11 protein-coding genes are annotated in these 13,607 nt (G+C 55.1%); 3 read left to right on the top strand and 8 right to left on the bottom strand.

Annotation, left to right across the window (positions count from 1 at the left end):
* The first annotated feature begins 21 nt into the window (after positions 1-21).
* Positions 22-534: an acetyl-CoA carboxylase biotin carboxyl carrier protein gene (gene accB, locus KF752_02020; GenBank protein MBX3420311.1), complete on the top strand. Its 513-nt coding sequence runs from the start codon at positions 22-24 to the stop codon at positions 532-534.
* Positions 535-547: 13 nt separating this feature from the next.
* Positions 548-1,897 carry an acetyl-CoA carboxylase biotin carboxylase subunit gene (gene accC / locus KF752_02015; GenBank protein ID MBX3420310.1) on the top strand — a complete coding sequence of 450 codons (1,350 nt, stop codon included), beginning with the start codon at positions 548-550 and terminating at the stop codon, positions 1,895-1,897.
* 116 nt (positions 1,898-2,013) lie between these two features.
* Here the strand turns inward: accC and KF752_02010 are convergent, their stop codons facing one another.
* The 4 genes from KF752_02010 to KF752_01995 are packed head-to-tail and all read right to left on the bottom strand — an operon-like array spanning position 2,014 to position 5,736.
* Positions 2,014-2,802 (bottom strand): ABC transporter permease, encoded by a 789-nt coding sequence (locus KF752_02010; GenBank protein ID MBX3420309.1) that lies wholly within the window; start codon positions 2,800-2,802, stop codon positions 2,014-2,016.
* Positions 2,802-3,854, bottom strand: a complete 1,053-nt coding sequence (locus KF752_02005) for an ABC transporter ATP-binding protein (protein MBX3420308.1) — start codon at positions 3,852-3,854, stop codon at positions 2,802-2,804. The genes KF752_02010 and KF752_02005 overlap by 1 nt, the downstream gene beginning before the upstream one ends.
* On the bottom strand, positions 3,851-4,726 hold the full coding sequence (locus KF752_02000; GenBank protein MBX3420307.1) for a hypothetical protein: 876 nt from the start codon (positions 4,724-4,726) through the stop codon (positions 3,851-3,853). Before KF752_02000 ends, KF752_02005 begins: the two co-directional genes overlap by 4 nt.
* Positions 4,723-5,736 (bottom strand): ABC transporter ATP-binding protein, encoded by a 1,014-nt coding sequence (locus tag KF752_01995; GenBank protein ID MBX3420306.1) that lies wholly within the window; start codon positions 5,734-5,736, stop codon positions 4,723-4,725. The genes KF752_02000 and KF752_01995 overlap by 4 nt, the downstream gene beginning before the upstream one ends.
* Positions 5,737-6,214: 478 nt before the next feature.
* Here KF752_01995 and KF752_01990 point away from each other — a divergent pair, with 478 nt between their 5' ends.
* A complete protein-coding gene (locus tag KF752_01990; GenBank protein MBX3420305.1) occupies positions 6,215-7,366 on the top strand; it encodes a hypothetical protein in 1,152 nt (383 codons plus the stop codon).
* 91 nt (positions 7,367-7,457) lie between these two features.
* Here the strand turns inward: KF752_01990 and KF752_01985 are convergent, their stop codons facing one another.
* The 4 genes from KF752_01985 to KF752_01970 all read right to left on the bottom strand — a co-directional run bounded on the left by KF752_01985 (position 7,458) and on the right by KF752_01970 (position 13,586).
* Positions 7,458-8,654 carry a hypothetical protein gene (locus KF752_01985; protein ID MBX3420304.1) on the bottom strand — a complete coding sequence of 399 codons (1,197 nt, stop codon included), beginning with the start codon at positions 8,652-8,654 and terminating at the stop codon, positions 7,458-7,460.
* A 410-nt stretch (positions 8,655-9,064) separates the two neighbouring features.
* Complete coding sequence (locus KF752_01980) at positions 9,065-9,934, bottom strand: NAD(P)H-hydrate dehydratase (protein MBX3420303.1); 870 nt, start codon at positions 9,932-9,934, stop codon at positions 9,065-9,067.
* Between the two features lie 3 nt (positions 9,935-9,937).
* Positions 9,938-11,542 carry a hypothetical protein gene (locus tag KF752_01975; protein ID MBX3420302.1) on the bottom strand — a complete coding sequence of 535 codons (1,605 nt, stop codon included), beginning with the start codon at positions 11,540-11,542 and terminating at the stop codon, positions 9,938-9,940.
* A gap of 265 nt (positions 11,543-11,807) precedes the next feature.
* On the bottom strand, positions 11,808-13,586 hold the full coding sequence (locus tag KF752_01970) for a VCBS repeat-containing protein (protein MBX3420301.1): 1,779 nt from the start codon (positions 13,584-13,586) through the stop codon (positions 11,808-11,810).
* Positions 13,587-13,607: the final 21 nt, after the last annotated feature.

The raw sequence follows: 13,607 nt of genomic DNA, 5'->3' as shown, positions 1-13,607 counted from the left end.
TTTGCCTGGATAGGAATACAGATGACGAAAAAGTCGACTAGCCCTAGCTCGAGTGGAGACGTGTTTAGCGTCGACAAACTGCGCGAATTGTTGGAGTTGATGCGTGAGTTTGACTTGAATGAAATCGACCTGATGCAGGCCGATCAACAGATTCGCTTGGCGCGCGGCGGTCAGGGTTCCTCGCCAGTGTTTTTGCCTAGCTCACTATCGCAACCGGTTGCCGCATCATCGGCTGCTGCGGCAAGTGGCGCGGGCTCTTCCGAACCGGCCAAACCTGTGGATGGACCGCATATCAAGCTGGTTTGTTCGCCTATGGTCGGCACGTTCTATAGTCGCCCCAAGCCGGGCGCCGACGATTACGTCAAAATCGGCAGCAGAGTTGGTCCTGAGACCGTGTTGTGCATCGTCGAAGCCATGAAGGTATTCAACGACATTCCCGCCGAGTGCAGCGGCACGGTCGTTGAAATATTGGTGAAGAACGAAGAGGCCGTGGACTTCAATCGGCCATTGTTCAAGATCGATACGCGCGGATAGCGACGACAGCGGCATGTATAATCGAATCTTAATTGCCAATCGTGGTGAGATCGCTCTGCGAGTCATCCGCGCCTGTCGTGAGATGGGAATTGAATCGGTCGCCGTGTTTAGCGAGGCTGATCGTGATTCAGCGCCTGTACGTCTGGCCGATCAAGCATATTGCATCGGGTCGGCCCGTTCCAAAGATAGTTATCTGCGCATCGAGCAGATTATCAGTGCTGCCGAGGTCAGTGGGGCGCAGGCTATTCATCCAGGCTATGGCTTCTTATCCGAGAATGCCCACTTTAATGAAGTTTGTCGCAGCAGTGGATTCGACTTTATTGGTCCTTCGCCAGAGGCGATGCAGTGTCTGGGCGACAAGAATTCGGCGCGGAATGTTGCCTTGGAAGCTAAAGTGCCCGTCGTGCCCGGTAGCGATGGCCTGATTACTGATGAACAACATGCATTGCACATTGCTCGAGATATTGGCTTTCCGGTACTGATTAAAGCCACAGCCGGTGGCGGTGGCAAAGGCATGCGAATTGCCGAAAATGAGAATATGCTACCGGCCGCGTTGCAGCAGGCCCAAATCGAAGCTCAGGCCGCCTTTGGCAACGCCGGAGTGTACATTGAGAAACTGGTCACCAAGCCGAGGCACGTAGAAGTACAAGTCATCGCGGACAAGCATGGTAAGGTCTGTCACCTGTTCGAACGTGACTGTTCAGTGCAGCGCCGCCATCAGAAATTGATCGAAGAAAGCCCTTCACCGCTGTTAAGCCCCAAAACCCGAACCGCGATTTGTCAGGCGGCAGCCCGTTTGGTAGCCGCAGCTGGTTACGAGAATGCCGGGACGGTAGAGTTCATTGTTGATCAGCAAGGCAATTTCTATTTCATTGAGGTCAATGCGCGTATTCAGGTCGAACATCCAGTGACCGAGATGGTGACCGGCATCGACTTGATCCAGACTCAAATTCGAGTCGCGGCTGGCGAGCCATTGCCGTTTAGTCAGGATGATATTACTCTGCGGGGCGCTGCGATCGAGTGCCGCATCAATGCCGAAGACCCAGCTAAAGGTTTTCAGCCCAGTCCAGGCAAAATTGGCCACTTGTTTGTGCCGGGCGGATTGGGCGTGCGATTCGATTCGCACGTTCACGCTGGATATAGTGTTCCCCCCTATTACGATTCGATGATCGGCAAATTAATCGTGCATCGACCGACGCGACAGCAGGCCATCGCGTGTATGGTGCGAGCGCTGCGCGAGCTGCAAGTCGAAGGCATTCACACGACAGTCGGTTTCCAAATCCGCGTTTTAGAGCATCCCGATTTCATTTCGGGTAACGTGGATACCAAGTGGGTCGAGCGTGAACTGCTGCTGCAGCCGTAACGATCGCCACCATCAGATGCAACTAGCCGCCACGCTCAGCAGTGGCTGGAAACCAAGTGTGCCCACCGTCTGGCGACGGTAGCCGCGCGTTCGCCGCCGACCCTCGCCTGAGGGTGCTATGCCAGGTCGCGGTATTCGCGACGCTGGAACCAGGCCGCCCCCAACAGTAGCAAGACGATTGTGAGCGATGCCAAAACGATCATTGCCGAGTGTCCACTAATATTGCCGAACTGCGACTGTTCGGGCTGCACGCCGTGCTTGGCGGCTGCTTCATAGATCATGCAGTTAGCGTAGTAGGAAACAGCCAAGCGTTTTATCGTTCCCGGCATACTGCCCAGCAGGGCTTCAATCAAAAATGAATACACGACCGCCATGATAACCGGTCTGGGCAATGCAGCACCAAACAGTAAGAACAGCGCCGTGTAAGTCAGGCAGCCATACAAGATGGCCGGCCAGTAATCCCGCCAAGCGATGTGTCCAGCCTCGGCACCAGCTAAACACACGAGCGAAAAGCCACCCAGCGAGGCCAGCAGCACAATGGGCATGATACCCGCTGCTTTGGCCAGGTATATTCGCCAGCGAGCCAATGGGCGAATTAAGGTATATACCAGCGTGCGCTCCTCACGCTCCTCGCCAATTGCCGCTGTAGCGTAGGTCAGTACCAGAATTGGCAGTAAAAAGGAGACGAACAAGCGTACAACCACCGTATTGGTCATGAAATCGAGCTGCGCGATCAGCGGATCGAGTTCGTCCTGCTCGTGGAAATGATGGCGGCGCTGCGTCCAAATGCCGGTGGCCATCGTCAGCATTGCGATTAGCACGGCGGCCACAAAGCTCTTCCGCGCCAGGATTTGCCGACGAAAGGTCAGTAGACTCAGTGACACCAATCCAGCCAATTCACGCATTATTGTGCCTCCGCCAAATGGAACAGGGCTTCGGCCCAGCCCGCTTCGGATTCCAAGTGGTCAACTCGATACTGGTGTTGGCAAACCAAGCGACCAATCTCAGCGCACAGCCCACTGGGATCTCGAGTCGTCAGCACGCATTGATCGTTTCCGCGAAAGTGGACATCAATAACTCCGGGCCACTGAATCAGCCCTCCAACAAACTCTCGTATCCGATCGCTCACGATGTGTACCTGTTGTGGTAAGTCATTGAGAAAGCTGGAAACATCTCCCCAGGAACCTTGCGTCAGTACCCGGCCGCTGCCAACCAGAATGACGCTATCGGTAATCTGCTCGACCTCTTCCAGCACATGGCTCGATACCAGCAGCGTCTTTCCCTGCCGTGACAGGTCATTGAACAACTGACAGAACTCACGGCGCCCCACTGGGTCGAGCCCCGAGAGCGGCTCGTCTAGAATCAACAAGTCCGGATCATGTGCAATGGCCTGAGCTAGTTTGATTCGTTGTCGCATACCTTTGGAACATCCGCGCAGTACTTTATCTGCACGTGAGCCGGACATGCCGACCGTTTCCAGTGCGCGCTGAGCCAAGTGCTGTGTCTCGTTTTGCCGGTAGCCAGCCAGCCGGAGCATCGTCTGCACAAATTGTCGACCGGTCATTTCTTCAAAGTAGGCGTCGACGTCTGGAGCATAACCTAGTTTGCGCCGCGCAGCGACAGAGCGAACGGATTGACCGTAGATGCGAATCTGGCCCAGATTGGGTCGCAGTTGTCCGGTCAACAACTTCATGAGTGTACTCTTGCCGGCGCCGTTTGGTCCGAGCAGGCCTACGATGCCGCCCGCTACCTGGAGGCTGACTTCGTTGACCCCGATGACTGCGCCATACCACTTGCTCACGCGGTCCATCCAAATCGGCAATTCGCAGGCAACGCTTGTCGTGGCGTCGGCAGGCTTCAAAGGCGCTGTCAAGTCCGCATGGTCCTTGTGTTGCGGCTGGCCGCCTTGGGTAGGCGTGCCAGACGGGACCATATGCGAAGTGTGCTGTGAACTCACGTAACCACCTCCACCGGCCGCAGGCGATTAAATAAAGTCAGCCACGCGACACTGGTCACTGTACCCAATACAATCAAGGCATCATAAGTTTGAGTGCGCCGGTCCTCATCCAGCATGTGGAACATCCAGCGGCCCACCAAGCGGCAGTTGCGGGGAATGTGCAGCAGCATCCAATCGGGGTTGTCCAAGATGGCTCGCAGCATCTCAGCAAAAGCCGGAATCACCAGCACAATGGCACCCCACATCAGCACCAGCGGTGCCGTCCGGCGACACACGACGCCAACGGCTAAGGCCACCGAACTGAGCACGAGCATGATGAGCCAACTGTAGCCGATGATGGAAACGGCGATTGAGCTGTTTTCGCGCCAGTAGTCGAACATCGACGGCGAATAGAGACCACACTCAATATACAAAATCAAGGCTGGTATCAACGTTTGCAGACTGACCACGGCCATCAGTGCCAGTGCCTTGCCTGCGATCCAGTGCGACTTGCCAATCGGTTTTGACAGGTAGAAAACGATGCCACCGGCGGCATAATCGGTGGCCACCATCACGCTGGAGGCATAGGCTAACATGACGATCACGGCGTTGGACTGTTGAGATATGAAGCTGAAATAGCCTTCTCCGTTGCCGGTCACTTGAAAGCGATCGACAACTTCGGCAAACCAACCGCCTTCGAGTGCTATCTGTGCCTTGATATAGATCAGCACATAATGCACCAGAAAATGCAACATGCTGAGCGCCATGATCACCCAGAACAAGCGATACCGCAGAATCATGCGGATATTGCAGCGAAAGATCGCCCACACACTCCGCAGCCAGGGCCATGATTCGCGCTGGACTCCACGATATCCTATATTATCGCCGCTCATTTTGGCTTCCCCTGTTCCAGAAGGCGATGATATAAATCCGACAGGTCTTCGTGGTTGGGCTCAAGCGTTCTCAGCCGCAGCGAACACTCGGCGGCGATCAAGAAAAATTCTCGCGTGTCGAATTCAGGTGGCATAGCGACCCGTACCTCAGCATCATTTTCAGGCGATTCCTCCGCAGACAACCCCCGAGGGTCAGGCAGGATTCGAGCACCACGATTACGAAGTGACTGCAAGAACTGGCTGCCATCACCGTCCCAGCGCAAGCGATACTGGGGCTGTTCATAACGCATCAGCGTCGCCAGCGAGCCGGAAAACAATACTTGACCGCGCTCGATCATGACCACGTATTTGCAAGTCTGTTGAATGTCGTCCAACAGGTGTGTGGAAATGATCAGCGACTTACGGAAGCGATTTACCAAGCCATCAATCAAATCTAGCATTCGTTGGCGGCCTGGAGGGTCTAGGCCCACCGTTGGTTCGTCCAGCAGCAACAATTGCGGGTCATGAGCCAGGGCGACGGCCAATTTGAGGCGTTGCTTCATACCGGTCGAATATTGCTCAACGTTTCGGTAGCGGGCTTCGCTTAAGCCGACATAGGTCAAAACCTCATGGGCGCGACGAATCGACTGCCGCTGCCCCAGGCCGCACAGCTCGCCGGCTAGAGCCACCTGCTCCAGACCTCGCATGCCTACTAGAAATGCATCGTTTTCCGGCATGTAGCCCACCGTCCGTCTCAGAACCGAACCGGCGGCCTTCAAATCAATGCCCAGTACCTGCCCCTGGCCAGCTGACGGAGCGATTAATCCCAGCAAAAGTCGCATGAGAGTTGACTTTCCGGCTCCATTGCGACCGACCAGGCCGATGGCGCCCGCCGGTAAACTCAGGGAAATTCCCCGCAACGCCTCGAAGTCGCCATAGCGAACTTGCAGATTTTCAAGCTGCACAATCGTGGCTGCCGACCCCTTCTCGGTCTGCGGCAGTGTCGTGAATTCACTGGTCGTTTCGGGCATTTGTTAGCGGGTCTGGGCTGGCGATGGTTCATCCGGCTGTGGCTGTGGGCTGTATTTTAGTCAAAAACAGCAGTGTTGGTCACCCACCTGGCGGGCTGTTGTCGCGCGACAGCAACGTAGCCACCATCGCCCGACGATGGACGAGCGCTGGTTCGGCCGACTGGCGACGATCGCTACCAATCCGCCAGCCACTTGAGCTGTTGCAATGCTACTATTATCCGTGACAAGCTGCTGTAAATGGAAAGCCTTTATGACTGAACCTCCCAGCCTACCTGAGCTGCGGTTACCGGGTTCATCAGCGACTGGACCGCCGTTAACAAACGCTGTTTTCGGCAAGGTTTGCCTAGAGTGATTCAACTCTTCTTCAAGGATCAACCGATACTATCCGCACAACCGGAATTTTATTGAGGGTGTATCGCGTCCGATAAGCGGCTCGCGGTGCACTGGGGTGCCTGCGTTGCTACGTTGGAAGGCAGTTATGTCGCTACACAGACAAACTTGGCGCTGGATCGCGGTGGTGGCTTGCTTGATGGTTGCTCCCATAGCGCGGGGGCAAGTCCATTTTGATCAGTTGCCATTTGCCGATCCGCTGGAATTCAAGCCAGACTGGCAATGGTTCGCGCCTGTCGATTCGTTCTCGTTGGCCGAACTGTCGCCGCGCAAGCGAGCAAACACAGGATTCTTCGGCACCTACGATGTTACCAGTCTGTGGGTTACTAGGCCTGCATCGTTCAATGCGGATGCTTCACCCCGAGGTGTTGCTGGCGACTTTGGATGGGGACATCGAGTCGACGTAGGATTTATGCGCGAGAACGATCACGGCTGGCTCGGTTCGTTCCGCTCGATGAATGTCGACCAGAATCACACTTCGTACTTTGAAATCATCGATGGCAACTACGATATCGTGCTCGCGTTCATCCAAGAAATCTTGGGGACATTGGGAGAAGGTACAGATTCTGCGTTCAATTATTTCAACTTCCCAGTTGTCAACAGCGTCAACTCGGGAGCGTTGCATCACTTTGAACTCAACAAGACCTGGCGTAAGCGTCCGTATCGCTATGGTGGAATCCTAGAACCGCTGGTGGGTCTGAGATACGACAGTTTTACAGATCGCTTTCGAAGAGAATCATTTACACTAACTGAAGAGCTTGAAGATCCATTAGATCCCGATAGTACTCTAGTTACGTTCGGTAATTGGGAATCAGATCGACAAGAGGCGCTCAATCGCATGTTGGGTGGCCAGTTGGGATTCCGGTACTTCACACACTATCATCGCTGGAGACTAAGCACCGAGTTTCGTGGCTTCATGTCGGCCAATTTCCAAACGAACACGCGCACGTTCAACTTCATATTCGCAGATCTAGACAACACGGATCTGGGAACTTTTCAGACGGTTCAGAACTACCGTACCGATCAATCATTGGTATGGGGATTTGAGGCCCGCGCCGAGGCTGCCTATCAGTTGACCAAATACCTCGCAGTTCGTAGCGGTATCGATGTAGTTGATTTCGCTCGTGGTATCTGGCGCGGCAGCGAGCCAACCAATCTACCTGTGACGGGTATCCCGAATCGTTCAAACCAACATCTGTTTATGGCTGGTTTGACGTTCGGTATCGAATTGAATCGCTAGTCAGGTGGTTGTCTCGCCAATAGACAGTTGAGACCATCCGTCCGCCAACAGTTCTGGCGGCTCGGATGCTCCGACCATCGACCGTTGTGTTCTACAGCGTCAACCCCAGCGACATTTCGTATTCCTGTCGCTGTGACGATAGATTCCGCTGAGTGATTACATCGCAGGCCGCCGCTGCGTTTTTCAATCCGTCGGCGATTTCGACTTTTCCCATAACTATCCGGGCCAACTGCTCTGCAAGAGCATGTCGATACTCCTCGGTTCGAGGAATGCGGGGTTCACAGCTCAAATTGGCATCGGCAAATCGGGCAAGTATCGCGCGATTCATTCGATCGACGGCCGTCGTGCCAGCAGGCTGGTTGGTGGCTACTCCCGGCACCAAGGGACGCAGCGACACAAGGGTTTGCTGTTTTGCAAGCCACTCGATCAACCGCTGAGAACGGGCCGATTGACGACAATCAGTCGCTAATGCGACCATTATGCCGGCACCATTATTCCATGCACGCACTTCGGGCAACTCCACCGTTACAGCGTGATCCAGCCCCCAAGCGCTGCTCGGCAGTTCTGTAGCCGACACCAGTGCATAAACCGGCTGCTCGTGCTGCTGTACCCAGGCCCAAACTTGTGCATGTGACCCCAGTACGGCAGTTAAGCCTTCCGGCTGCCCGGCCATCACCTTCATTAACTGGGCAGCGAACACAAACTCGTCGGCAGTCAACCTGGACTTCATCGTCCGGACGTCGAACAGTATTCCATATTTTGCATTGATCTGACTCTGGCCGATGGCAATCGTCAAAAAGCGATCGACGAGTGCATCAACATCCACCACTGGTTGCTCTTGATTCGCTTGGCCGTCGTTTGATTGCGGCGGCGAATCTTCGGCGGTGCGATCCATCTGCAGCTCACTAGCCAAGTCTGACCAGCTATCAACGGCCTCTGCATTCGGGCTGCGCACTAAGCTGACCGATGAGTACCCCAAGGGCAGTCCATACTGCACGCCCGCATAGCTGATGGCGCTACGCTGCCCCGCTGGTATCGACGACCACTCAGTCCGGGAACCGTAATCGTTGGCCTCTGGTTGCTGCTCATTCGAATTAAGACGCAGCTGCAATCTTCCAGGCAACCGAACGATCCATTGCCGATGGACAAGCTCACCCAACAGCCGCGAAGGAAATACGAGTACATCGGCTGCGCACTGCTGCTTCCCCAAAAACTGTTGCGGGGTCATCATTTGCCATTCGACTTTCAACTCGGTGTCGGCTCGCGCCAACCTGTCAATTGCATCCACGTCCGCTCTTGACGCCACGATCCAGGCGCGAAGCGGGACTGTTGAACTGGAAGTTGCCAGCGATGTAGGCGTTTCTGTAGATGTGGATTCTGGCGCCGCGATATCCTGTGGGCGGCAGCCTGCCATACAGAGTAGGCTGATTGTCATCATTGCAACAACGATGGGCCGATGTTTGAACGACCAGATAACCGGAGCACTGGTGCTGCGTGCTGCGACTTGCCCTATCGACCTAGATTGCACGTAACGGTTTACGGCAGTGGAGGGCCGGCGCGGGGCCAATGCAAGTGCAGTGAAATGAACTTTGTCATCAGCGCAAAACTTGAATCTCAATTCCAATTGGCACTGGCCCCGCTTGTTCCACCCTACGAACTGCGGGAACGGATACGTTTTCATTGCTTCATCCCAGGATTTCATAGATCAATCACCTCGGCCAAGGCTGCTGGTAACGACTGGATGATCTCGGTGGGTAAGACAACATGAGAGCCGCCACGCTGGGCGGCGATTTCTCCAGCTCGGCCATGAACGTGCACCCCCAGCTGCGCTGCCGGCAGAGGTGCTAGTCCCTGACAAATCAGGGCGGTGATCACGCCGGTTAATACATCGCCACTACCTCCGGTAGCCATGGCGGGCGTTCCAGTTGAATTGCGAATGCTACTGATTCCGTCGGTTATCAAGGTACGATGGCCTTTCAGCACGATCACACAGTCGTATTCCGCAGCCAGTTGTTCGGCGACGGCGGCTTGTTCGGCGGTTTTGTCGGCCGGGATTCCGCTCAATCTTGCCCACTCGCCAGGATGCGGAGTCAGCACGGCGGGATTTCGGATGGCTGAGCCCCAGTTGGGATGCTGACAAAGTGCGAACAGACCGTCTGCATCTACTACCAGTGGGCAAAGGGGGCGATGCTCTGATAGCCAGGCCAGTGTATCGAGCACGAATCGAATCTGCTCTGGTCCGCGCCCAAGACCTGGACCCAATGCAATGCAGGAACTTTGCTTCAACCAATGTTCAAACTGCTCAGATTCACCGGCAATCGCTCCCTGACTATCAGCAGGCAGCGGCAGCAACATGGGGCAGGCCGAGAAACCGGCGACGGTTTCTAGTATTGGGTCCGGTACAGCCAAGCGAACCAACCCCGCCCCGCTGCGAACCGCCGACATGCCTGCCAGCGCAATGGCACCTGCCATGCCACGCGATCCACCGATCAGCAGCGCGTGACCATAATCGCCTTTGTGCGAGTCGGCTGGTCGAGGTGCCAGTCGCGGAAGCGAGTGAGGCGGCACAGACTATTTGCCCTCGCGCAGCGCGTTAAAGTAGTCACGCGTATGCTCGCGTTGGCTACGTGGAAGAGGCGTTTCATCCAGTGGCTCTGGCTCAGATGCTAACTCGCGCGCTATCTCTTCTTGTACGGCTACACGCGACACACCTTTGCGATTCTCGCCACCAATCTTGCCGCTATACACGTTTTCACCCTGCCTCCTTTGCGCACGTACTTGAGACTGAAAGAAGTCAACATCCTCCTCTTCTTCAGGTCGCTCGCCCTCGCCTTGGCCTTCGCCCAAGCCATGCCCTGGTCTTTGGGAGTTCATCATGCCCTGCCCCTGGCACATTCCCGACTTGCATTGAGAAAGGCTGTCCATCAACTGGTCGATATCCTGCAGTTGGCTGTCGCTGGCGTCCATCTGATCCAGTAGACTCTGTATGCTTTCCAAGGAATCCTGTACCCCTTGCTGGTCCCCTTTGCTTGCACAATTCCTGCATTGCGACAGCATCTCGGACAATTGTTGCATTCTTGACAAGCTACTGTCCATGGCCTGCAACTGTTCCAACTTGCGTTGCAGCTCGCCGGCGCGTTGCAGATCACCGGTCTGCTGGGCTTGGCGAATCTGCTCTTCCAAATTCTTCATGGTCTGCTGATGGGCTTGCTGGGCGTCGCTGAGCGCTTTCTGCAATTGTTCCATTTGCTGTTGCAGTTTTTCCAATTGCGTGGCGTCCATCTCACCGCTCTTCAGCTTCTTAAGCAGTTCGTCCACCGATTGCTGGGCCTTCTGGAAGTCGCCGTCTTTGAGCGCGGATGCCAATTGCTGCATCGGACCGCTTTCAAACTTTTCTAGATTCTGCAAGTTCTTCTTCAGGGCTTCCGCGCTGCCCAGTTCTTGACGTCGCTCGTCGAGCTGCTTCTTAATGTTATTCAGCTGCGCCAGAGCTTGCTTGGTATCAAGTTTGGCATTGGACTGCATTTTCTCCAGCTCGCCCTCAAGCCGTTTCAGCATCTCGGCGGCTTCATCATGCTGTTTATCTTCCGCTTCTTGACGTTTTCGTCGGACTTGGTCCAGGAGAGGCTGTGTTGCGCTCTTTACTTGCTTGACAGGCAGAGTTGCCGATTCCGTAGAAGCTTCTGCGGGTTGTCGATTGGGAATGACAAAGTAGCCCGTGCTCAGCAGGCCCAAGCTTAATGGCACAAGGAGCCGCCGATTCCAACCCCACCCAAATCGTGAAGCGACGTCTAATACTTCAGCGCGGCTTTCGGCATCCGCCATCAGCGCTTGCCCCAAGGATGTCTGCTGATCCTGCGGAGTCAATAACACAGCGCTAGACAGGCGTTCGCGCAAGCCAAAACGCCGATCAACTTCGGCGGCAGTGTCCGACAGCGAAGGTCGGCTGGTCCAGGTCAACACACTATTGACCAGCAATCCCAGGAGTGCAGCAGAGCCAAGCCAACACCCATACCACACTCCGTCAGGCACTGGCAGCGCCATGATTTTGGGAAGCATCACTGCCACACTGGCTATCCCTATGAGCGTACCAAAGCTTTGAGGTGCAAGGCTCAGAAAGCGTTGGACGATCAAACGTCGTTGTGCGATTCGAGATTGGTGATGAAGCTGCTGCATGATCGAGCCCCTGGGATGTCCTATGGAACCGCACTCAAGTCCCCTAGCTAAACTTGCCAGAGGGTGAAGGATCACAAGTCGCCTTCGCAGCACGACTACTCGAAGCCTCTACAACTTACTGAGCTATGTCGGCAATGGTTGGGCAACTCAATAGCCAACGTACCTCAAGTATACATCGTCCACGGAGTTCCAGGCAAACGCAGCAGCCACAATTCGCGTCCCACCTGATTAATGCCGTGGTCAATATCCCAACTGGGCTGTCAAACTACTGCATCCGGATATTGTCGCAGCGAATAAATCCGGCATTTGAGTGGTCCACTACTCTCAATCGTACGATTTGATCTCGCGCCGAGGAGACATCCATATCCTGCCGAGTCATCAAGTCGGCTGAAGTTGGATTCAAATATGCCACGCGGCGTCCAGTGCTCTCCGCGATCAGTTCGACAAAGACTTCCGGCACTTGGCTGCCGGACAATTCAATGCTCAGCATACCGTGACTCAATAGAAAAGGTCGACTAACCAGCTCGCCGACGAGATTGGGCTGACCGCTACCGGTGTCGATGGTACCTGCTTGCAAAGCTTGACGGCCCGCAGGCCCGCGCGCTTCCCAGTCTAATAATTCTGGGGCTTCAAAATCAAAATTCAGCTTACGCGAGTCGAGTGCTGGCACAAATCCACCATCAATCGCTTGCGATTGCACAGCCGGTCGCTGGCCAAATCTATCCAGTTTGGCTTGGGCAGCGACCAGTGGCTGGCCGACAACCATCTTTGATGGTCGCTGCAGAAAAACGTGAGCCCCACGCTTGGTCCCAGACAGGATGTCAATTAGCCCGTCACCATTGAGATCGCCTGTCGTTATATCACATCCCACTCCCGACGAATTATCCACGACGTGAGCTACAAAACGAACTCGCCCGCCTGAGCGCTGAGTTTCCAACCACAGTAGTGTCGCAGGTTGCTCGTTACCAGGGTCTTGATTGGCATGCGCCCACCAGCGCTTGCCGGTGACTAAGTCGGGCACGTCATCGCCATTGATGTCGGCAATTGCCACGGCATGCAGCTGACTGACCGCCAAGCCCACCGGACTTGTGGCTGGATCATCGGTCATAATGTCGTGACGATCAAAACTGGTCGCCTCGGCGTCAGAGGCTTTGTAATAAACCAGCCCGAACCCATGGCCTGCCAAGCTGGTGACCACTTCGTTTCGACCGTCGCCATCCAGATCAACCGCATACATTTGTGAACCGCCGCCCGGCGAAAACTGAAAGGCGTGAAACGTCCACACATCCTGCGTCTGCCGGCCAGGATTCGCCCACCATCCGTCTTTCTCCAACAGATCCAGATGTCCGTCGTTGTTTACGTCGCCAACTCCTAGGCCATGTGTAAAGCGATGGTACTTGTTGTTTGGAGAAATGGTTTGAAATCGCCATGGCTGTCGTGGGTCTTGGCCAGCATGAGTTGCATAGCCGTAGTGTCCCCCGCTGCTACAGATCAAATCCGCTTTGCCATCGCGGTCAATATCCGCGATCAGTGGCGACTCGTTGTCTACCGAAGCCAGCATGACGTGGCGCGGCCAGATTGAGCGCACATTGGCAACTCCGGGATTCTCAAACCACCAACTCTCTTCACCGGGAAAGCCGATGACATAGATATCCACCAGACCGTCACCGTTGACGTCACCAGCATCCATCAAGAAATTCTTGCTATAGCCGATTGGATCTAGCGCATCGCCTTCGTAAATTCGCGAAGAATCTAAGTAGTTTGGCCCCCAATAAATCCATGGGCCAACGACTACATCGGACTTTCCATCAGCATTGAAATCGCCGATCGCACCGCCTTCGGCATAGAACTGATCGCTCAATTGAATGCGATCAAATGTAATTTCCGTTGCCTGTGCGGTCGGCGCAGGTTTTTCGGCCGCCCCTAAACCGCCGATCACGACGGCCAGCGTAACTGGCGCAGCGACCGCATGAGTCAGCTGAGTGAGTAGACGCAGCATTCGTGGAAACGCAACGCGCCCATGCCTAAGAGAGCGGTCAGTCATGTTGAAACTCGCAAGCAGAAG

The organism is Pirellulaceae bacterium (assembly GCA_019636385.1).
Classification (GTDB): domain Bacteria; phylum Planctomycetota; class Planctomycetia; order Pirellulales; family Pirellulaceae; genus Aureliella.
The sequence above is the reverse complement of the archived record's forward strand: the minus strand, read 5'-3'. Positions and strand labels throughout refer to the sequence as shown.

What these genes read in the sequence shown, in the direction of transcription:
- accC (MBX3420310.1), top strand. Translation starts at nt 548, where the DNA reads ATGTATAATCGAATCTTAATTGCCAATCGTGGTGAGATCGCTCTGCGA.
- KF752_01970 (MBX3420301.1), bottom strand. Translation starts at nt 13,586, where the DNA reads ATGACTGACCGCTCTCTTAGGCATGGGCGCGTTGCGTTTCCACGAATG.
- KF752_01990 (MBX3420305.1), top strand. Translation starts at nt 6,215, where the DNA reads ATGTCGCTACACAGACAAACTTGGCGCTGGATCGCGGTGGTGGCTTGC.
- accB (MBX3420311.1), top strand. Translation starts at nt 22, where the DNA reads ATGACGAAAAAGTCGACTAGCCCTAGCTCGAGTGGAGACGTGTTTAGC.
- KF752_02010 (MBX3420309.1), bottom strand. Translation starts at nt 2,802, where the DNA reads ATGCGTGAATTGGCTGGATTGGTGTCACTGAGTCTACTGACCTTTCGT.
- KF752_02000 (MBX3420307.1), bottom strand. Translation starts at nt 4,726, where the DNA reads ATGAGCGGCGATAATATAGGATATCGTGGAGTCCAGCGCGAATCATGG.
- KF752_01975 (MBX3420302.1), bottom strand. Translation starts at nt 11,542, where the DNA reads ATGCAGCAGCTTCATCACCAATCTCGAATCGCACAACGACGTTTGATC.
- KF752_01995 (MBX3420306.1), bottom strand. Translation starts at nt 5,736, where the DNA reads ATGCCCGAAACGACCAGTGAATTCACGACACTGCCGCAGACCGAGAAG.